The organism is Ursidibacter sp. B-7004-1, assembly GCF_053654055.1.
The window spans coordinates 1-19628 of record NZ_JBSIUP010000030.1 but is presented as its reverse complement, the minus strand read 5'-3'; the positions used below and the strand labels follow the sequence as shown (position 1 = coordinate 19628).

The following is a 19628-nucleotide window of genomic DNA, read 5'->3' as shown; positions in this document are numbered from 1 at the left end:
CCTCATCATAACTGTTACACTTCAGCAGTCGTCTTAATCGCCAACTCCGCCAAGGCTTTTGGATTACCGAAGCTCGGTGCATCTGTCATTAAACAAGCAGCTGCGGTAGTTTTCGGGAAAGCAATAACATCACGAATGTTTTCAGTGCCTGTGATAAGCATTGTTAAACGGTCTAAACCAAATGCAAGACCTGCGTGTGGTGGTGTGCCGAATTTTAACGCATCTAATAAGAAACCAAATTTCTCTTTTTGTTCTTCTTCGTTAATACCTAAAATACCGAATACGGTTTGTTGCATTTTCGGGTCGAAAATACGCACAGAACCGCCACCAACTTCATAGCCATTGATAACCATATCATAAGCATTCGCCACTGCACCTTTAGGATTTGCTTTTAGCTCTTCAGGGCTTAAATCTTTCGGTGCGGTGAATGGGTGGTGCATTGCAGACCAGTTACCCTCATCGTCTTTTTCAAACATTGGGAAATCGACCACCCAAAGTGGTTTCCAAGCAGTAAGATCCGTTAAGCCTAAGTCACGTCCTACTTTTAAACGTAGCGCTCCCATCGCATCTGTTACCACTTTCTCATTATCTGCCCCGAAGAAGATAATATCACCATTTTGTGCATTCACACGAGCAAGCAACGCTCTTACCACATCATCATTTAAGAATTTAGCAATCGGGCTTTGCAATCCTTCTAAACCAGCGTTCATATCATTCACTTTTGCCCACGCTAACCCTTTCGCACCATAGATACCAACAAATTGCGTGTATTCATCAATCTGTTTACGAGTAATTTCAGCACCATTTGGTACACGAATAACCGCCACACGCCCTTCAGGATTATTTGCTGGCTCATTAAATACTTTAAATTCAACGTCTTTTAGAATATCAGCAACATCAACCAATTCTAACGGGTTACGCAAATCTGGTTTATCTGACCCAAAACGGCGCATTGCTTCTGCAAAGGTCATTTGTGGAAATTCACCTAAATCGACATTTAGACGATCTAACCATAAGCCACGAATCATTTTTTCCATCATCGCACGCACTTCGGGCGCAGTCATAAAGGTGGTTTCCACATCAATTTGAGTAAATTCAGGTTGACGATCTGCACGTAAATCTTCGTCACGGAAACATTTTACGATTTGATAATAACGATCAAAGCCCGACATCATCAGTAGCTGTTTAAACAGCTGTGGCGATTGTGGTAATGCATAAAACTTACCTTTATGCACACGACTTGGCACTAAATAGTCACGCGCCCCTTCTGGCGTAGCTTTCGTCAGCATTGGCGTTTCAATATCTAAGAAACCATTGTCGTCCATATAACGGCGAACAAAGCTTGTGATTTTCGCACGTGTTTTTAAACGTTCTGCCATTTCAGGACGGCGTAAATCTAAATAACGATATTTTAAACGCTGTTCTTCGGTATTATTTTGGTTAAAGTCTAAAGGTAGAACCTCTGCATTGTTATAGATAATAAGATCTTTAACTAGCACTTCAATTTCGCCCGTTGCCATCTCTTTGTTAATTTGAGCTTCATCACGAGCAATCACTTCACCTTTAATTTGTACGCAGGCTTCTGCACGTAAACTCGATGCAAGTTTAAAAATTTGCTCATCTTTTTCATCAAAGAAAACTTGCACAATACCTTCACGATCACGAATTTGCATAAAAATAAAGCGACCAAGATTACGCACACGATGAACCCAACCGCTTAGGGTTACTTGTTCACCAACGTGAGTACGGTTTAAACTACCACAATAATGAGAACGCATCATAGAAATCAATCCTTTAGTAAAAATAAGAAAAATTGTGGCGATTATAGCGAAAAGTCAGCAGATAAAATAGATTTCCCGACAAAATAATGATTTATGCCTTGAATTCCATTTATTTGTCGCTATATTAGCGGTCACTTTTGTGCAAAAAATTACGAACACTAATTTGATTATTAAGGATAAAAGAATGACAAATCAAACTGAAAAAGATCAAGTAGAACAACCAGTTGAAGAAGTTATCACACCTGAGCAAGAGATTGCTAGTGAAGCAGCTGGGGAAGAAGCCGAAGTGCAAAATAATCAAGAAAACGACCCGCTTGCAGAAGCTATCGGACGAGTACAAGAGCTTGAAGAATACATTGCGAATGCGGATAAACGTGAGCAAGAAATTCAATTACGAGCAAGAGCTGAAATTGAAAATATTCGCCGCCGTACTGAACAAGATGTCGAAAAAGCACATAAATTCGCCCTTGAAAAATTTTCTAAAGAGTTACTTACCGTTGTCGATAACCTAGAGCGTGGTTTACAAACACTTGACGGAGCAGATGAAAGTGTGAAAGCCCTTGCTGAAGGGGTTGAATTAACGCACAAAGGGTTAGTTTCTACCCTTACAAACTTTGGTGTTGAAGCAGTCGGCAATGTGGGCGAAGTGTTCGATCCAGAGTTACATCAAGCCATTTCAATGCAACCTGCGGAAGGCATTGAGCCAAACCATATCAGTGTCGTATTACAAAAAGGTTATACCCTTCATGGACGTGTTATTCGCCCAGCAATGGTAATGGTTGCAAGTTAATAAACAAGTTAATAAAAATGGTATGGTTAGCCCATACCATTTTGTTTTCTATTCATCCCAATATTTTGATACTATTAGTACTTTCTATATCTACCAAATTCAATACAATGTCTTTACAATTTAATGCAATCGCTCTACTCCTTGTTGCTTTAATTCTACTCGGTATTTTCAGCCAAAATAGTGCAGTTACTATTTCTGCGGCAGTTTTATTGATAATGCAACAGACGTTACTTTCACAATATTTACCTTTAATGGATAAATATGGCATCAAAGTCGGTATCATTATTCTAACCATCGGTGTGCTAAGCCCTTTAGTTTCAGGCAGAATTAACTTGCCAGAAGTTTCTCAACTCCTTAATTGGAAAATGCTGTTTTCTATTGTTGCAGGCATATTAGTCGCTTGGCTTGGTGGACGTGGTGTCAGTTTAATGAGTAGCCAACCTGTATTAGTAACAGGATTATTGATAGGAACAATCATCGGTGTTGCTTTTTTAGGTGGCGTACCTGTCGGACCGTTAATTGCAGCAGGGATTTTATCTTTAATTATTGGAAAAATTTAAGAATTAAGAATATGAACACATTTACACATATCAATCAAAATGGCGAAGCCAATATGGTCGATGTTTCAATGAAACAAGATAGCGTACGAGAAGCCAGAGCCGAAGCCTTAATTACAATGAATAGCGAAACCTTACAAATGATTATCTCAGGTAATCATCATAAAGGTGATGTTTTTGCTACTGCTCGTATTGCTGGTATTCAGGCGGCAAAACGTACTTGGGAACTTATTCCCCTTTGCCACCCATTATTACTCTCTAAAGTTGAAGTACAATTAGAAGCCTTGCCTGAAACTAATCAAGTCCGAATCGAAACACTCTGCAAACTGACAGGGAAAACAGGAGTAGAAATGGAAGCACTTACTGCTGCTAGTGTTGCCGCTTTAACCATTTATGATATGTGCAAAGCCGTACAGAAAGATATAGTGATTGAACAGGTTCGTTTACTAACTAAAAGCGGTGGGAAATCAGGTAATTTTATTGCGGAGACACGATGATTACAGTTCTTTTTTTTGCACAAACAAGGGAGCTTGTTGGAGTAGATAGTCTAACACTAGAAGCAAACTTCACAACAGCGGAAGATCTTCGCCAACATTTAGCTCAACAAGGAAATAAGTGGGAATTAGCACTTGAAAGCGGTAAGTTATTGGTGGCAATTAACCAAACGATTTCTACCTTATCGACTGAAATCCAAGATGGCGATGAAATTGCATTCTTTCCGCCTGTAACGGGGGGCTAAATGCCACAGCAAACATTGATTAAAGTGCAACAAGATCCGTTCGATCAAAATGCTATTTATCGCTGGCTCAGTGAGCAACATAGCGTTGGAGCAACAACATTATTTGTTGGTAAAGTGCGTGAAATGAATTTAGGCGATAATGTTTCTGGTTTATATTTGGAACATTACCCTGCAATGACAGAAAAAGCCTTACGGGAAATTGTTGATGAAGCTCGTAATCGTTGGGAATTACAACGAGTCGCTGTTATTCACCGTATCGGTCAGTTATATACTGGCGATGAAATTGTCCTTGTTGGTGTAAGTTCCGCTCATCGTGGTAATGCTTATCACGCCAATGAATTTATTATGGACTATCTCAAAACTAAAGCACCTTTTTGGAAACGAGAAACCACCGAACAAGGTGATCGTTGGATAGAAGGCAGAGATAGCGATCAGCAGGCTGCGGATAAGTGGCATAACAAAGAAAAATAGAAAATATAAGCGGTCAGATTTTAGGAATTTTTTACAAATGAACCTTTTTATTGATTTACAGCTCGCCTGTGAAAATAGTAATAACCTTCCAACAGAAGAACAATTTAGCCACTGGGTCAATCAAGCATTAACAATGCAAGCACAAACAGCCGACTACCCCGAAACAGAAATAACAATCCGTATTGTCGATGAAGCGGAAAGCCACGAGTTGAATTTAACCTATCGTGGTAAAGATAAACCCACTAATGTTCTTTCTTTCCCTTTTGAAGTACCAGAAGGTATTGAATTACCACTACTGGGCGATTTAGTGATTTGCCGCCAAGTTGTTGAAAAAGAAGCGTTAGAACAACAAAAGCCCCTTGATGCACACTGGGCTCATTTAGCCATTCACGGTACGCTCCATCTATTAGGTTATGATCATTTAACCGATGAAGAAGCAGAAGAAATGGAAAGCCTTGAAACGCAGATTATGCAATCGCTTGGTTATGAAGATCCTTATCTTAGTGAGAAACTCCCTGAATAGAACAACAAACAATGCGACAATTAGCAGTATTGCTCTCGGCTGAAGGTGTCGATGACTTAATTCAGCCATATTCAGATAAAAGCCTCTTTATGCAGGGGCAAATTTTTGTTCCTAACCTTGCCCCAATACCTTTCTCTAATGCAAAAACATTACTTGGGCAAGAATTTCCGTTTGCGATTTATAATATGCAAGCAGAAAATGGTATCTGTTTTAACTTAGAAGCCTTTGCGATTGTTGCTGGTACTATTCAACGTGGTGGAATCTTGTATTTGCTCTGCCCCAAATGGCATAGTCTTACCGAACAAATTGATCTTGATACCCTTCGTTGGAATAATGCTCAAGCCATTACGACACCGAATTTTTACCGTTGGTTTCAAGATCTTTTTTGTGCTTTTCATTTTAAAATTATTCCGCATATTTCTGATCTTCCCCCTAACGTAAAATGCTCAAAAGATACAAATATTGAGCTTACTACGCAAAAAAATACTCACCAACAGCAAATTATTTTTGAAAAGCTACCGCTTGCTCCTGCTAAGGTTCATATCATCACTGCACCTAGAGGGCGTGGAAAATCAACATTATCGGGAAAACTTGCTGAAAAATTGTCTCAACAGCAGGCTGTGCTAATTACTGCCCGTAGTCATTCTGCCTTACCTAATTTCTGGAAAGGTATTGAAAATAACAAGGTAACTTTTTTTGCACCTGATCGTTTAATTCAGGCTATCGAACAGCGAAGTATCTCGCCAAATCAATGGCTATTTGTTGATGAAGCTGCAAGTCTCCCTTTGCCAATGCTCAAAACACTTTGCCACTATTTTGATAAAGTGGTTTTAACTACCACAACTCATAATTATGAAGGAACAGGACGTGGCTTTTCGCTCAAATTCTTGCCACAACTCAACCGAAGTTATCAACAATGGCACTTAACAGAGCCTTTGCGTTGGGCAGAAAATGACCCACTTGAGCAATTTATTTGCCAACTACTTTTGTTAGATGATGTGCCTATGCCTAGCTTATCACTCTCACCAAGTGTTCAAACAAAAATTGATTTCTATTATTTGCTTGCCAATGCACACTATAAAACTACCCCTACGGATTTACGCCGATTATTTGATGCGGATGAGCAGCAGTTCTATTCTTTGATCGTCAATCAAAAACTTCTTGCAGGCTGTTGGGCGATAAAAGAAGGGGGATTAGATCACGCTCTTACTCAAGCTATTTGGCGTGGAGAACGTCGCCCACAAGGGAATTTAGTTGCACAATATCTCTGCTTTCAAGGGAATTTGCCTGATGCTTGCTTACTTCATTCTTTACGCATTTCTCGGATTGCCGTACAACCTGAATTTCAGCAGCAAGGCTATGGCAAGCGGTTAGTTTCGCAAATTATTTCACAAATCTCACCGCTTGTTGATTTCCTTTCTGTTAGTTTTGGAATGAGCGATGAGTTATTACATTTTTGGCAAGATTGTGGCTTTCAGTTAGTACAAATTACCCCAACTGCTGAAGCCAGTAGTGGATTGCAAAGTGCGATGATGATCTACCCGCTTTCAGAACAAGGAGAACAATTCTGCCAACAAGCCAAGCAACAATTTGAGCGAGATTATGCTTTAATGACGGGAAATATCAACGAAAACAATCGTGAATTATTAGGTTGTGATTGGCAAAATCTCAACGGTTTTATCAATGCTAGACGTTCATTTTCTAGTTGTGTTGCTAGTTTAAAACGGCTTTATTTACGCTATCCGACAGAATTAGCAGACCTTGCACCTCTCTTCAGTCAAGCAAGCACAGAACTACCCGCTTATAAAAAAGCGTGGTTGGACAACCTACGCCAAAAATTAAAGACTTTTTCGTTCTGTGAGTAAGATCACGTTTTTTTTCTCTTTTTTGGAGTATTATTTCACTAACAGTTACCGAAAATGTAACTAAATTTCAATCTATATTCCAAATAGGAGCCTGATTATGAAAAAAACTGTGTTAAGCACACTTGCATTCGCTGTTGGTTTAGGGGTAATGGCAAGTTCAGCTCAAGCGGCTGATCGCGTTGGTGTAACTATCTATAAATACGATGACAACTTTATGTCTTTAATGCGTAAAGAAATTGAGAAAGAAGCAACTCAATATAAAAACATTGAATTATTGATGAACGACTCTCAAAATGCTCAATCAATCCAAAATGACCAAGTTGATGTATTGATTTCAAAAGGCGTTAAAGTACTTTCTATCAACTTAGTCGATCCATCTGCTGCACCAACTATCGTGGGTAAAGCGAAACCAGATGAAATCCCAGTTATCTTCTTTAATAAAGATCCTGGAGATAAAGTAATCGCTGGCTATAAAAATGCTTACTATGTTGGAACAAACCCTCAAGAATCTGGTGTAATTCAAGGTGATTTAATTGCAAAACACTGGAAGGCAAATCCAGCTTATGATTTAAATAAAGACGGTAAAATTCAATATGTGCTATTAAAAGGCGAACCAGGTCACCCTGATGCGGAAGCCCGTACTAAATATGTTATTGAACAATTAAATTCACTTGGTATTCAAACCCAAGAATTATTCAATGATACAGGTATGTGGGACGCTGCACTTGCAAAAGATAAAACAGATGCTTGGTTATCTAGCTCTAAAGCGAAAGATATTGAAGTTATCATTGCTAATAACGATGGTATGGCAATGGGGGCATTAGAAGCAACTAAAGCTCACGGTAAAAAATTACCGATTTTCGGTGTTGATGCGTTACCTGAAGTACTACAACTTATCCAAAAAGGTGAAATTGCAGGTACGGTGTTAAACGATGGTGTAAACCAAGGTAAAGCAATTGTGCAAATGTCTGCAAACCTAGCAGCAGGTAAACCTGCAACTGAAGGCACTAAATGGCAATTAAAAGATCGTATCGTGCGTATTCCATACGTTGGTATTGATAAAGACAATCTTGCTGAATTCTTAAAATAAAAAGTTGTAACAGGGGGAGGCTCGCCTCCCCTTTTTTATGAGGTTGGATATGACAGTACAAATTCCACAAGACAGCCAAGTTCTTCTTACAATGGCAAATGTCAGTAAATCCTTTCCTGGTGTAAAAGCCCTTGATCACGCAAATTTAACCGTTAAGTCTCACTCTGTTCACGCTTTAATGGGCGAAAATGGTGCGGGAAAATCCACGTTACTAAAATGTTTATTCGGTATTTATGCAAAAGATGAAGGGGAAATTCTTTTTCTCGGCAAACCTGTTAATTTCAAAACTTCAAAAGAAGCATTGGAAAACGGAATTTCGATGGTTCACCAAGAATTAAACTTAGTTCGTCAGCGTAGCGTAATGGATAATTTATGGCTCGGGCGTTATCCATTAAAAGGCTTTTTTGTCGATCACGCCAAAATGTATAATGAAACAAAAGCAATTTTTGATGAATTAGATATTGATATTGATCCGAAAGAGAAAGTGGCAAATCTTTCTGTATCTCAAATGCAGATGATCGAGATTGCCAAAGCTTTCTCTTATAACGCAAAAATTGTGATTATGGACGAACCGACATCTTCTCTTTCTGAAAAAGAAGTCGAACATTTATTTACTATAATTGAAAAATTAAAACAACGGGGTTGTGGCATTATCTATATTTCTCACAAAATGGACGAAATCTTCAAAATTTGTGATGAAATTACCATTTTGCGTGATGGCAAATGGATCAACACCGTTCCCGTCAAAGAGACCACTATGGACAACATTGTGGCAATGATGGTTGGACGTGAATTAACCCAACGTTTCCCACCAAAAACCAATACCCCTAAAGAAGTCATTCTAGAAGTTGAAAATCTTACTGCACTCAATCAGCCTTCTATTCAAGATGTCAGCTTTGAATTACGTAAAGGTGAAATTTTAGGTATTGCGGGGCTTGTTGGTGCGAAACGTACCGATATTGTTGAAACGATTTTTGGTGTACGTGAGCGAAAAAGTGGTAGTGTGAAATTACACGGAAAAGAAATGGCAAATCATACCGCTTTAGAAGCCATTAACAACGGTTTTGCTTTAGTAACGGAAGAACGTCGTTCCACAGGGATTTATGCCAACCTCAGCATTGAATTTAACTCTTTGATTTCTAATATGAAATCCTATATCGGCTCTTTTGGCTTACTCAGTAATAAAAAGATGAAAAGCGACACACAATGGGTAATAGATTCAATGAATGTAAAAACCCCGTCGCATCGCACTAATATAGGTTCGCTTTCAGGTGGTAACCAACAAAAAGTCGTTATCGGACGCTGGTTATTAACTCAACCTGAAATTCTAATGCTTGATGAACCTACTCGTGGTATCGACATTGGGGCGAAATATGAAATTTATCAGCTCATTATGCAATTAGCTCAGAAAGATAAAGGGATCATTATGATCTCATCGGAAATGCCCGAATTACTAGGTGTAACCGACCGTATTTTAGTAATGAGTAATGGTAAAGTTGCAGGGATTGTTGAAACTGCGAAAACATCTCAAGAAGAGATTTTGCAACTTGCAGCAAAATATTTATAAGCTAGAAGGAAATGAATTATGTCCACGCTAACACAAAATAAATCTTTAGATTTTCTCAAACAAAATGCGATTTACTTCGTATTATTGATACTTTTAATCATCATTATTGCCCAAGATCCGAGTTTCTTGAGTTTACGCAATTTCAGTAACATTCTCACGCAATCTTCGGTTCGCTTGATTATTGCCCTTGGGGTTGCAGGTTTGCTCGTTACTCAAGGTACTGACTTATCAGCTGGTCGCCAAGTCGGGCTTGCTGCGGTTATTTCGGCTACCTTGCTTCAAGCAATGGATAATATGAATAAGGTTTTCCCGAATTTAGGCGAAATTCCAATTCCTGTGGTTATTCTCGCTGTGTGTGCCATTGGTGCTGTTATTGGCTTGGTGAATGGCTTAGTCATTGCCTATCTCAACGTAACTCCTTTTATTGCCACAATGGGAACAATGATCATTGTTTATGGTATTAACTCGTTATACTACGATGCGGTAGGCTCGTCTCCTATTGCAGGATTCAACGAAAGTTTCTCTAACTTTGCACAAGGTTTCTTCCGAATCGGATCGTTTAATCTCTCGTATATTACGATTTATGCAGCCATTGCTTCATTACTCGTGTGGATTATGTGGAATAAAACACGATTTGGTAAAAATATCTTTGCTATCGGTGGTAACCCTGAAGCGGCTAAGGTATCAGGCGTAAACGTAGCTCGTAACCTTGTAGTTATCTATATGATTGCAGGAATGTTCTACGGTTTTGGTGGTATGCTTGAAGCAGGTCGTATTGGTAGTGCAACGAATAACTTAGGCTTTATGTACGAATTAGATGCCATTGCTGCTTGTGTAGTTGGTGGTGTGTCTTTCGCAGGTGGTGTTGGTACAGTTATCGGTGTTATTACAGGGGTGTTAATCTTTACCGTTATTAACTACGGCTTAACCTATATCGGTGTAAACCCTTACTGGCAATATATCATTAAAGGTAGCATCATTATCCTAGCAGTTGCGATTGACTCGCTTAAATATGCGAAGAAAAAATAGTTAAGTCATTTTTAAGGTGAGATTTTCTGAGCTGCACCCCAAAAGTTGGACTAAACAACCAACTGATTAAGGTGCAGATTTTTTATGACTAAATACAGCCAAAAGTTTAAATATCAGTCCTTGAATAATTGCCTAACTTTTTGTCTACTATGCCTTTTTAAAGTAACTTCAAAATTAACCACATATTTACTATTTATTTTCTCGATAAGCCTTATGCATTGCAATGATAACTTCTCGAACTATCTTTCTTTGTTCTTGAGGTAATTTTAAAAACGTTTCAAATAAAACCTGATCCTGATAACTTGCTGCGGTTTCCCAAATATGTTTTGTTGGCTCTTTTTGCTTTTCAACTTTATTGATCTTATAAGCTGTTTCATCAGAAACCAACTCTGTTAATTCTACCTCTAACCAATCAGCCAATGTACGCAATCGTGCTAAAGATGGTAATGCCTCACCACGTAACCAGCGAGCCACAGCATGCAAGCCGATAGGCTTACCATAATGATGTAAGTTAAATTCTCGTTCTAACACAGCGGCTTTTGGTGTAATACCTTTTTCTACAAGAATTTTCTTTAAGTTTTCTGCAAATAGTTTTCTCTCATTCATAATTTAAACACTGTAAAGAGAAAAAAATTTTTAATGAGATCTTGCCTTAAAATTACGTAACTATTAATATAAATCACAATCATAATTACGCTATAATTAAGTTATAAATTACGTTAACCTCAAAAAAGGAGAAGCAAAATGGAAAAGATCTATCTGCCTAAAGATTGGGTTTGCAATGGTTCAGAACTCAAACCTAAAAATGGAGGCAGCCGTGATACTTGGATTTACAGTGGAAAAGAACTTAAAGCCAAGATAGGGGCAACGAGCCGAGACACTTGGTTATTTGATGGTAAAGAATTAAAAGCAAAAATTGGAGCTACATCAAGTAATACTTGGATAGTTGAAGGAAATGTGATTAAACCAAAAATTGGAGCAACCAGTCGTAACAGCTATGATTTAGATGGACACCCAATCCTCGTTGCTTACGCTCAACTTATTCTAAAATGTTGGTAATTTAATCTATAAAGTGTGGTTAATTTTAACTGCACTTTTCAAAGGAGTATCAAGAATGGAAAGACTAACGAAAGAAATAGAACAACCTTCGTTGTATAGTTATATCGTTGCTTACGATTATGGAAATGCACCAAATCCTGATTTCAATATTTGTACTCTCGCCATTTGTAAACCTGTTATTCGCCGCTGTGCAAAAGTTGGCGATATTATTTTAGGGCTAAGCCCAAAACGAATGGGAAACCATATTGTGTACTGTATGGTAGTAGACGAAATTGTTGAATGGCAAAATTATTACCAACGCTGTAAAAATTCCACAGATCTAAATCATCGAATACCAATAGATAATAACAATGGAGATTGTATTTGGATTTACCAAGAAAATGGTGATTATGGTTTATTACCCAGCAAATCAGGTCATACTCGAGAAGATGATGAATATAGGGATCTCCATTCAGGAAAAAGAGTACTTATCGGCAGAAAATATTGGTATTTTGGTTCCAATCAACCTCACCACTATATTCAATTACCCAATTCCTACCTTTTAACTGGTCGTGGACATAGAAAAATCAGGGAACAACAAATTATTGATGAATTTATTCTGTTTTTTAATGAAGAGTTAAAACAACGAAAAATCTATTCATCAGGAAAATACGGAAACTATTTTGGATGAAAATTATTTTATCAAGAAAAGGATTTGATAGCGGAAAAGCAAGTGGATGCTTCCCTAGCCCTATTTTACCAAATGGACAAATAATTTCTTTCCCAATCCCCTCATCTAAAAGCGACTTATCTTGGGACGATATAGAAACAAGAGATATTGATCTAAAAGAATTAATTAGCGATTTATTACCCCCAGATTATCTGAATAAAACGCTTCATCTTGACCCTGACTTAAATAGGAAAAAAGAAAAAAGAACAAAAGATTGGAGACCTGCACTAGGGCAAGTAAAAGCAGCAGCAGGGCATCTGATTAACCAAAATGTAGGTAAAAATGATTTATTTCTTTTCTTCGGTTGGTTTAGACATATTAAACGCAATAGTCAAACTAAAAAATGGGAATATTATGGGCCTGATTTCCACGCTTTATTCGGTTGGTTGGAAATTGAAAATTTGATAGATGTAAAAGAAATGAAAGAGTTAGAAGCCTATCCATTTCTATCTATTCACCCTCATTACTATCCTGCAAAAAATGAAGAGCATAATCTTATTTTCATTGCTAAAGAGCGTTCTGATTTTGTTTTAAATTCATTTGGTGGTGGAATGTTAAACAAGTTCTCTTCCGATTTAATACTTACAAAACTAGGACACCCTCGTTCAATTTGGTCTCTACCAAAATGTTTAGATGCAAGAGAAAACCCAGAGCAAGCATTAAGCTACCACCGCAATCTAACAAGATGGGGTGATGATACAGATAATCCTGACAAAGTTATATTAAAAACCGTTGCACGAGGTCAAGAATTTGTTCTAGATACCGCCTATTTCCCTGAAGTTAAAGATTGGGCAATCAATCTTATCAAAAATCACATTTAACAATTTTACTAAGGAAAAATCATGTCTAAAAAAATCTATGCATGGCTTGGCATATTATTAAGCATTTCATTGAGTTTATTCGTATTGAATAAAGTTTATGAAGATGCCTTACCTAAAATCATTGAAGAAATCAATAACGGAGCAATCGGTGCAATTTTAACAGCGATCGTCACTGTATTCTTACTACAAGGACAAACGGCAACAGAAGAAGAGCGCGATAAAAACCTCACTGTGTTTGAGAAAAAACAAGAAGTTTATCACCAGTTTTTAGAAAAACTCAAAGATATTGTAGAAGATGGAAAAGTGCAAATTGCATTAAATAAAGATCCTGTAGATACCATTGATGAATTGAAAGATTTACTTTTCCAACTCTCCTATATCCAAATGCATAGTACAGAAGAAACCACTAAAGCAATTTTTGAGCGAGTAACACATTTAATCAAAAAAATGAATGAATTTATGGCAGCAGGTGAAGATAAACAAAAATTAGTTGCTAATTATTACGCTTCATTCTCTGAAGAACTTTTTAATATTGTTGCTATTTTAAAAAATGATTTGTACAAAACAACCAGCAATCCAATTGCAAAAGAAAGTATTGAAACGCTATTATCGGAATGTGATCTCTTTATCGAAGGTGAAAAGCTCGATAAATACGAAATGCAGAATTATTTCTGGAATGAATTACAAACTCAACTTGAAAACCAGGATTTAGATATTGAACGAAAAGATTTTACGCAAGATGTAAACCAATATTACGCTCGAGCAAGAAATCGTCATCGTTATTATGGAATTAAAATTCCTGTTTACACAACTAAAAATGGAGAAATGATTAATTTCAAAGTGGAACTTGATAATGGCATTTATTATGGTTTTCTACGAAATGAAACAATGCTAGATAATCCTGAACAAGAAACACAAGTTATCAATATTATTAAAACAATTTCGCCAGGTTTTAGCAATAGTCAGTGGTGGTTAGGTTGGAAAAACCCTGATAAATACGCTCTCAACTTTTGGACATTAGATAGCAAAGATTTTGAATATTTCAAACATCCACAGCGCCGTACACGAATGATGTCAGAATATGCAAAAGAAATTGCAAACTATATTCGACAATTCCAAGTACTTGCCGAAGAACAACAGCTATAAAATAGAATGTAGAAGATTAAACCTAATCTGACAGTCCCCGTTTAAAATTACCGTGTCTGTCAGATCATATTCTCTCGCCTTCTTTTTTATTTCAACTAATCCACTAGCATTTTATTCCTTTATAATACCCTATCTTTAAATTACTTTTCTTAAACTATGCAACCACTTAATCCATTGCAACCGAATATTAGTCGCAGACTTCTAACCTCTGCTTCCGCAGCCTTTTTGATTGTAATCTTTATGACTGGGCTTGCAGGAGCATTACGTATTCCTGCATTAACCGTTTATCTACATAAAGAAGTTACCAGTGATCCAATGATGGTAGGGCTATTTTATTCTATCAATTCATTGGTTTCGATGATACTCAGTCAAATCGTAGCACACTATTCCGACCGCTATCCCAACCGCAAACTGATTATTGCACTAAGCTGTGTAATGCAAATGTTTGGTTGCTTACTCTTTGCTTTTAATCGGGACTATTATGTCTTACTGATTTTAGGCACGTTAATTTTAGGATTAGGTTCTTCCGCATCATCACAGCTTTTTGCACTTTCTCGTGAATATAGCAATAGTCAAAAACGTGATAGCACAATGTTTAATACCGTATTAAGAGCTCAGCTTTCGTTAGCTTGGATTGTAGGTCCTCCTCTTGCTTATCTACTTTCTGATCAATTCGGCTTTACCTTTATGTATTGTGCAGCTGCTACTATTTTTGCAATGTCGATTATTATTGTGGTCTTGATGCTACCACAAGCGGTAAGTTCCGATCCCCAAATTACAAATCAAAATGAAGATGAACAAATTCGAGAAGAAGGGATTAGTAGTAATCGTAACTCTGTCATTTTGCTCTGCTTTACTTGTCTATTTGTCTGGACTTGTAACAGTATGATGTTTATCAATATGCCAATCTATTTAAGCGAAAGTTTGGGATTATCCGACCGCTTGGCTGGGCTATTGATGGGAACAGCAGCAGCTATTGAGATCCCCGTAATGCTTATTGCGGGCTACTGTACCAAATTTATTGACAAAAAAAGCCTAATGCTCATCGGTATTGTGTCAGGTATTGGCTATTACCTCTGCTTATCTCTTGCTACAACAGAATGGCAACTCATTGCAAGCCAATTACTCAACGGGTTATTTGTCGGCATTCTTGCCTCAATCGGAATGATTTACTTCCAAGATTTAATGCCCTATAAAATGGGAACAGCAACCACACTTTTTACCAATACAGGCTCTGCCAGTTGGGTAACTGCAGGTCCAATTGCAGGTATAGTGGCAAGTCAATTTGGGTATCATAGTACTTGGTATCTGGCGATGGGTTTATGTTTTATAGCGTTGATTTTTATGTTATTTGTGAGAAAGATTTAGCCTTAAAGATTAGACAATCGCCCTTAAATAAGCGACAATTCCCACACTTTGGACGCAATTTTGCGTCCATTTTTCTGAACATTTATCTAGCAAAACTATGAGCAACGAAATTAACTATGAAGGCATAGAACAAATGCCGATTAAGCGTTTTACCGAAGATGCTTATCTCAACTATTCAATGTATGTCATTATGGATCGTGCCCTTCCCTTTATTGGAGATGGGCTCAAACCCGTACAACGCCGTATTATTTACGCAATGTCGGAGCTTGGACTTAATGCCTCAGCAAAATATAAAAAATCAGCTCGCACAGTCGGCGATGTATTAGGTAAGTTCCACCCACACGGCGACAGTGCTTGTTATGAAGCAATGGTGCTAATGGCACAGCCTTTCTCTTACCGCTACCCACTAATTGACGGGCAAGGTAACTGGGGGGCTCCTGATGATCCGAAGTCTTTCGCAGCAATGCGTTATACTGAATCTAAGCTTTCTAAAATGGCAGAGATCTTGCTCTCTGAACTCGGGCAAGGTACGGTAGATTATCAACCTAACTTTGATGGTTCATTAGAAGAACCTAAATATCTTCCTTCTCGTTTGCCACATATTTTACTGAATGGCACAACAGGTATTGCAGTGGGAATGGCAACGGATATTCCACCACACAATATCAATGAACTTGCCGATGCAACGGTAAAATTATTAGATAATCCCACCGCTTGTTTAGCCGATTTATTGACTTGTGTACAAGGCCCTGACTACCCAACAGACGCAGAAATCATTACCCCAAAAGCAGAAATTGTGAAAATTTATGAACAGGGGAAAGGGTCAATTAAAGCACGAGCAGTTTGGACAAAAGAAGATGGCAAGATTGTGATTAAAGCCTTGCCACATCAAGCATCACCATCTAAAGTGATTGAACAAATCGCAACACAGATGCGTAATAAAAAATTACCAATGGTTGATGATCTGCGTGATGAATCTGATCACGAAAACCCAATTCGTATCGTGTTAGAGCCACGTTCTAATCGTATTGATTTCGATGAGTTAATGAACCATTTATTCGCCACAACGGATCTCGAAAAAAGTTATCGGGTCAATATGAATATGCTTGGTTTAGACGGTAAACCTGCGGTAAAAAATCTGCTTACCATTCTAACTGAGTGGCTAGAATTTCGCCGTAATACCGTTACTCGCCGTTTAAGTTATCGTTTGGATAAAATTTTAAACCGTTTACATATTTTAGACGGTTTAATGATTGCTTATCTTAATATTGATGAAGTTATTCATATTATCCGTAACGAAGATGAACCGAAACCAGTGTTAATAGCACGTTTTAATTTAACCGATATTCAAGCAGAAGCGATTTTAAATTTACGCCTACGTCATCTTGCAAAATTAGAAGAGCATCAACTCAATGCTGAGAAACAGAAATTAGAAGAAGAAAAAGAGTATCTACAAGGTGTTCTTGGTTCAGAGCGTAAATTAAATAATCTGATTAAAAAAGAAATTCAAGCCGATGCCAAAACTTATGCCAGCCCACGTCGTTCCCCATTAGTAGAACGAGCTGAGGCTAAAGCTATTGCCGAAAGTGATTTAACACCAACAGAACCCGTTACTATTATTCTATCTGAAAAAGGTTGGGTACGTTGTGCCAAAGGACACGATATTGATGTGCAATCACTAAGCTATAAAGCTGGAGATGGCTATTTGGCTCACGCTTATGGTAAAAGTAATCAGCCTGTGGTATTCGTTGATAGTACAGGACGAAGCTATGCACTTGAACCGACATCATTACCGTCCGCACGTTCGCAAGGCGAGCCGATTACCAGTAAAATCAGTTTACCTGAAGGAGCAAGTGTAGAATATGTGTTAATGGCTGAAGATCATCGTAAGTTATTGATGGCATCAGATTCTGGCTATGGTTTTATTTGCCAATTTAGTGATTTAGTTTCACGCAACAAAGCTGGTAAAGCGGTAATTTCCTTAACGGAAAATGCAAAAGTACTACCACCGCAATTCATTGACGATTCGGAAGAAAACTTATTAGTTGCAATGAGCAGTGTAGGTAGAATGTTAGTTTTCCCAACGTCAGAATTACCAACTCTTTCAAAAGGTAAAGGAAATAAAATCATCAATATTTCTGCTACTGCAGCAAAAGAACGAACAGAATTACTTGCACGTTTATTAGTGATACGACCAACACAATCTATCGTCTTTGTTTCAGGAAAACGCAAAATTACCCTAAAACCAAGCGATATTGAAAATTATCGGGGGGAACGAGCAAGAAAAGGTTCACAATTAGTCCGGGGATTAAATGTGAATACTGAAGTAGAAATTATCGAGTAATTTTTTCAATTTATTTCAAAAATAGGGTGGATATAATTCACCCTAATACCAACTTGTATATTCAATATGTGAGCTACTTCATAAAACCGCCAAGAACAAATTGACAGCTATTTTGTACTCAACATAATAGCGACTTTATCACTTCTCATTACATTATACTAAGGTTTAGTTATGTTTTGGACAATTCTATCAGCCTTGCTAATCGGCGGGTTACTTGGCTTTGTATTTCAACGCTCTCGTTTCTGTCTAACTGGCGGTTTCCGAGATATGTATCTCTCCAAAAACAATAAAATGTTTTATGCTTTACTCATTGCAATATGCGTACAAAGTATAGGTGTACTAGCATTGATTGAATTTGGATATATCTCTGCTCCCTACAAAGACTTTTCTGTATTCTCTGTGATTATTGGCTCAATTATCTTTGGTGCGAGTATTATTTTAGCAAGTGGTTGTGCAACAGGTACTTGGTATCACGCTGGAGAAGGATTGATTAGTAGTTGGATAGCACTTTTTATGTATATGGTCAGTGCCGCTATGATGAGGTTTGGCGCTTTAAATGGCGTTCAAAAATCTCTTGAACAATACGGTAGAATTAACGATAACCTTGCGGCAAGTTTAGGTATTTCAGTTTGGTGGCTAGTTTTATTACTTTCTGTTATTACCTTGTTTGTTGTCTATCGAACGTTGAAACAACCCAAAATTCAAATTGCAAAACTCCCACCACGTTATTCAGGTATTCGTCATTATCTCTTTGAAAGACGATATCACCCATTTTTTGCAGCAGTGTTAATTGGTTTACTCGCATTTGCTGCGTGGTTTGTAAATGGTTTAAGCGGTAAAAGTTCGGGATTAAGTATTACAGGTCCATCTGCTAATATTATTACTTATTTAGTAACGGGCGATATTAAAAGAATCAACTGGGGTGTGTTTTTAGTTCTCGGCATAATGTTAGGTTCATATATTGCAGCAAAAGGTAGTCGTGAATTTAAATGGCGTATGCCTGATCTCAAAACAACTCGAAATAGTGTAATCGGTGGTTTATTGATGGGGGTTGGTGCTTCATTAGCGGGCGGTTGTACTATCGGAAACGGCTTAACGGCAACAGCAGTAATGAGTACTAAAGGTTGGTTATCACTCATTTTCATTATTTTAGGTACTTGGTTAATGAGCTACTTTGTTTATATTCGTCCACTAAAAAATAAGGAGTAACGATGAAATACACACTTGACACTAACGGGCAACTTTGCCCTGTTCCATTGTTAGAAGCCAAAAAGAAAATGGCTGAATTAAATGCTGGTGATGAACTACATATTCAATTCACCTGTGCTGAAGCAACAGAAAACTTACCACGCTGGGCGGCTGAAAATAACTATCCTGTTACCTATTTTGCCCAAGTAGATGATGCAAGTTGGGAAATCACTATTCAAAAAACTTAATCGCTATCCACAACCTGTACCTTAGCAAGTAAATAACTCACTAAGGTACATTTTTCTTAAAAATGCTACCTAAAAGGTGTAATGGACAAAAATCCCACATTTTTGTCCATTACACAGTAATAAAACATTCACCTTTCAACATAAAATAAACCCCACCGATATTTGGTTTGATTATTCGCAAGGAAAACAGGCCTACAAAGAACTCGCCATTAAATATAAATGCTCCGTTAAAACTATTCAGCGATATATTGATAAAGCCCCTAAAACCGCATTAAAAATGCCTATTTCAACGCATTTAAATATTATTATGGATACCACATTCTTTGGACGAGA

Annotated in this window: 20 protein-coding genes; 18 read left to right on the top strand and 2 right to left on the bottom strand. The window is 37.6% G+C overall.

Annotation, left to right across the window (positions count from 1 at the left end):
• Positions 1 to 14 precede the first annotated feature (14 nt).
• Complete coding sequence (gene aspS / locus ACWIW0_RS09655; RefSeq protein ID WP_454453142.1) at positions 15 to 1781, bottom strand: aspartate--tRNA ligase; 1767 nt, start codon at positions 1779 to 1781, stop codon at positions 15 to 17.
• Positions 1782 to 1965: 184 nt separating this feature from the next.
• Here aspS and grpE point away from each other — a divergent pair, with 184 nt between their 5' ends.
• From grpE to mglC, 10 genes are all read left to right on the top strand, one after another.
• The gene (gene grpE, locus ACWIW0_RS09650; protein WP_454453141.1) at positions 1966 to 2571 is read left to right on the top strand and encodes a nucleotide exchange factor GrpE; all 606 of its coding nucleotides are present in this window, start codon (positions 1966 to 1968) and stop codon (positions 2569 to 2571) included.
• Between the two features lie 107 nt (positions 2572 to 2678).
• Complete coding sequence (locus ACWIW0_RS09645) at positions 2679 to 3131, top strand: DUF441 domain-containing protein (RefSeq protein ID WP_454453140.1); 453 nt, start codon at positions 2679 to 2681, stop codon at positions 3129 to 3131.
• An 11-nt stretch (positions 3132 to 3142) separates the two neighbouring features.
• Positions 3143 to 3625: a cyclic pyranopterin monophosphate synthase MoaC gene (gene moaC, locus ACWIW0_RS09640; protein ID WP_454453139.1), complete on the top strand. Its 483-nt coding sequence runs from the start codon at positions 3143 to 3145 to the stop codon at positions 3623 to 3625.
• Complete coding sequence (gene moaD / locus ACWIW0_RS09635) at positions 3622 to 3867, top strand: molybdopterin synthase sulfur carrier subunit (RefSeq protein WP_454453138.1); 246 nt, start codon at positions 3622 to 3624, stop codon at positions 3865 to 3867. The genes moaC and moaD overlap by 4 nt, the downstream gene beginning before the upstream one ends.
• Entirely contained in the window at positions 3868 to 4338 is a 471-nt protein-coding gene (moaE, locus tag ACWIW0_RS09630) for a molybdopterin synthase catalytic subunit MoaE (RefSeq protein WP_454453137.1), read from the top strand.
• A gap of 37 nt (positions 4339 to 4375) precedes the next feature.
• A complete protein-coding gene (gene ybeY / locus ACWIW0_RS09625; RefSeq protein WP_454446987.1) occupies positions 4376 to 4861 on the top strand; it encodes an rRNA maturation RNase YbeY in 486 nt (161 codons plus the stop codon).
• Between the two features lie 89 nt (positions 4862 to 4950).
• Entirely contained in the window at positions 4951 to 6726 is a 1776-nt protein-coding gene (locus tag ACWIW0_RS09620) for a GNAT family N-acetyltransferase (RefSeq protein WP_454453151.1), read from the top strand.
• 97 nt (positions 6727 to 6823) lie between these two features.
• Positions 6824 to 7816 (top strand): galactose/glucose ABC transporter substrate-binding protein MglB, encoded by a 993-nt coding sequence (mglB, locus tag ACWIW0_RS09615; protein ID WP_454453136.1) that lies wholly within the window; start codon positions 6824 to 6826, stop codon positions 7814 to 7816.
• A gap of 49 nt (positions 7817 to 7865) precedes the next feature.
• A complete protein-coding gene (mglA, locus tag ACWIW0_RS09610) occupies positions 7866 to 9383 on the top strand; it encodes a galactose/methyl galactoside ABC transporter ATP-binding protein MglA (protein ID WP_454453135.1) in 1518 nt (505 codons plus the stop codon).
• An 18-nt stretch (positions 9384 to 9401) separates the two neighbouring features.
• Complete coding sequence (gene mglC, locus ACWIW0_RS09605; protein WP_454446986.1) at positions 9402 to 10412, top strand: galactose/methyl galactoside ABC transporter permease MglC; 1011 nt, start codon at positions 9402 to 9404, stop codon at positions 10410 to 10412.
• Positions 10413 to 10601: 189 nt separating this feature from the next.
• On the opposite strand, the gene ACWIW0_RS09600 is transcribed toward mglC, so the two are convergent.
• Positions 10602 to 11018, bottom strand: coding sequence for a hypothetical protein (locus ACWIW0_RS09600; protein ID WP_454453134.1), 417 nt, complete (start codon positions 11016 to 11018; stop codon positions 10602 to 10604).
• A 138-nt stretch (positions 11019 to 11156) separates the two neighbouring features.
• Here ACWIW0_RS09600 and ACWIW0_RS09595 point away from each other — a divergent pair, with 138 nt between their 5' ends.
• From ACWIW0_RS09595 to ACWIW0_RS09560, 8 genes are all read left to right on the top strand, one after another.
• Positions 11157 to 11471 (top strand): hypothetical protein, encoded by a 315-nt coding sequence (locus tag ACWIW0_RS09595; protein ID WP_454453133.1) that lies wholly within the window; start codon positions 11157 to 11159, stop codon positions 11469 to 11471.
• Between the two features lie 55 nt (positions 11472 to 11526).
• Complete coding sequence (locus tag ACWIW0_RS09590) at positions 11527 to 12141, top strand: Nmad2 family putative nucleotide modification protein (RefSeq protein WP_454453132.1); 615 nt, start codon at positions 11527 to 11529, stop codon at positions 12139 to 12141.
• Positions 12138 to 13001 (top strand): Nmad3 family putative nucleotide modification protein, encoded by an 864-nt coding sequence (locus tag ACWIW0_RS09585; protein ID WP_454453131.1) that lies wholly within the window; start codon positions 12138 to 12140, stop codon positions 12999 to 13001. Before ACWIW0_RS09590 ends, ACWIW0_RS09585 begins: the two co-directional genes overlap by 4 nt.
• A gap of 21 nt (positions 13002 to 13022) precedes the next feature.
• Positions 13023 to 14147, top strand: coding sequence for a hypothetical protein (locus tag ACWIW0_RS09580; RefSeq protein WP_454453130.1), 1125 nt, complete (start codon positions 13023 to 13025; stop codon positions 14145 to 14147).
• Positions 14148 to 14303: 156 nt separating this feature from the next.
• Positions 14304 to 15515, top strand: a complete 1212-nt coding sequence (locus ACWIW0_RS09575) for a sugar efflux transporter (protein WP_454453129.1) — start codon at positions 14304 to 14306, stop codon at positions 15513 to 15515.
• Between the two features lie 97 nt (positions 15516 to 15612).
• A complete protein-coding gene (gene parC / locus ACWIW0_RS09570; protein ID WP_454453128.1) occupies positions 15613 to 17859 on the top strand; it encodes a DNA topoisomerase IV subunit A in 2247 nt (748 codons plus the stop codon).
• A gap of 171 nt (positions 17860 to 18030) precedes the next feature.
• Complete coding sequence (locus tag ACWIW0_RS09565) at positions 18031 to 19068, top strand: YeeE/YedE family protein (RefSeq protein ID WP_454453127.1); 1038 nt, start codon at positions 18031 to 18033, stop codon at positions 19066 to 19068.
• A gap of 2 nt (positions 19069 to 19070) precedes the next feature.
• Positions 19071 to 19295: a sulfurtransferase TusA family protein gene (locus ACWIW0_RS09560; RefSeq protein ID WP_454453126.1), complete on the top strand. Its 225-nt coding sequence runs from the start codon at positions 19071 to 19073 to the stop codon at positions 19293 to 19295.
• Positions 19296 to 19628: the final 333 nt, after the last annotated feature.

What these genes read in the sequence shown, in the direction of transcription:
- parC (WP_454453128.1), top strand. Translation starts at nt 15,613, where the DNA reads ATGAGCAACGAAATTAACTATGAAGGCATAGAACAAATGCCGATTAAG.
- aspS (WP_454453142.1), bottom strand. Translation starts at nt 1,781, where the DNA reads ATGATGCGTTCTCATTATTGTGGTAGTTTAAACCGTACTCACGTTGGT.
- mglB (WP_454453136.1), top strand. Translation starts at nt 6,824, where the DNA reads ATGAAAAAAACTGTGTTAAGCACACTTGCATTCGCTGTTGGTTTAGGG.
- moaE (WP_454453137.1), top strand. Translation starts at nt 3,868, where the DNA reads ATGCCACAGCAAACATTGATTAAAGTGCAACAAGATCCGTTCGATCAA.
- ACWIW0_RS09560 (WP_454453126.1), top strand. Translation starts at nt 19,071, where the DNA reads ATGAAATACACACTTGACACTAACGGGCAACTTTGCCCTGTTCCATTG.
- moaD (WP_454453138.1), top strand. Translation starts at nt 3,622, where the DNA reads ATGATTACAGTTCTTTTTTTTGCACAAACAAGGGAGCTTGTTGGAGTA.
- ybeY (WP_454446987.1), top strand. Translation starts at nt 4,376, where the DNA reads ATGAACCTTTTTATTGATTTACAGCTCGCCTGTGAAAATAGTAATAAC.
- ACWIW0_RS09600 (WP_454453134.1), bottom strand. Translation starts at nt 11,018, where the DNA reads ATGAATGAGAGAAAACTATTTGCAGAAAACTTAAAGAAAATTCTTGTA.
- mglC (WP_454446986.1), top strand. Translation starts at nt 9,402, where the DNA reads ATGTCCACGCTAACACAAAATAAATCTTTAGATTTTCTCAAACAAAAT.
- grpE (WP_454453141.1), top strand. Translation starts at nt 1,966, where the DNA reads ATGACAAATCAAACTGAAAAAGATCAAGTAGAACAACCAGTTGAAGAA.
- ACWIW0_RS09580 (WP_454453130.1), top strand. Translation starts at nt 13,023, where the DNA reads ATGTCTAAAAAAATCTATGCATGGCTTGGCATATTATTAAGCATTTCA.
- ACWIW0_RS09590 (WP_454453132.1), top strand. Translation starts at nt 11,527, where the DNA reads ATGGAAAGACTAACGAAAGAAATAGAACAACCTTCGTTGTATAGTTAT.
- ACWIW0_RS09585 (WP_454453131.1), top strand. Translation starts at nt 12,138, where the DNA reads ATGAAAATTATTTTATCAAGAAAAGGATTTGATAGCGGAAAAGCAAGT.
- ACWIW0_RS09565 (WP_454453127.1), top strand. Translation starts at nt 18,031, where the DNA reads ATGTTTTGGACAATTCTATCAGCCTTGCTAATCGGCGGGTTACTTGGC.
- ACWIW0_RS09620 (WP_454453151.1), top strand. Translation starts at nt 4,951, where the DNA reads ATGCAGGGGCAAATTTTTGTTCCTAACCTTGCCCCAATACCTTTCTCT.
- mglA (WP_454453135.1), top strand. Translation starts at nt 7,866, where the DNA reads ATGACAGTACAAATTCCACAAGACAGCCAAGTTCTTCTTACAATGGCA.
- ACWIW0_RS09575 (WP_454453129.1), top strand. Translation starts at nt 14,304, where the DNA reads ATGCAACCACTTAATCCATTGCAACCGAATATTAGTCGCAGACTTCTA.
- moaC (WP_454453139.1), top strand. Translation starts at nt 3,143, where the DNA reads ATGAACACATTTACACATATCAATCAAAATGGCGAAGCCAATATGGTC.
- ACWIW0_RS09595 (WP_454453133.1), top strand. Translation starts at nt 11,157, where the DNA reads ATGGAAAAGATCTATCTGCCTAAAGATTGGGTTTGCAATGGTTCAGAA.
- ACWIW0_RS09645 (WP_454453140.1), top strand. Translation starts at nt 2,679, where the DNA reads ATGTCTTTACAATTTAATGCAATCGCTCTACTCCTTGTTGCTTTAATT.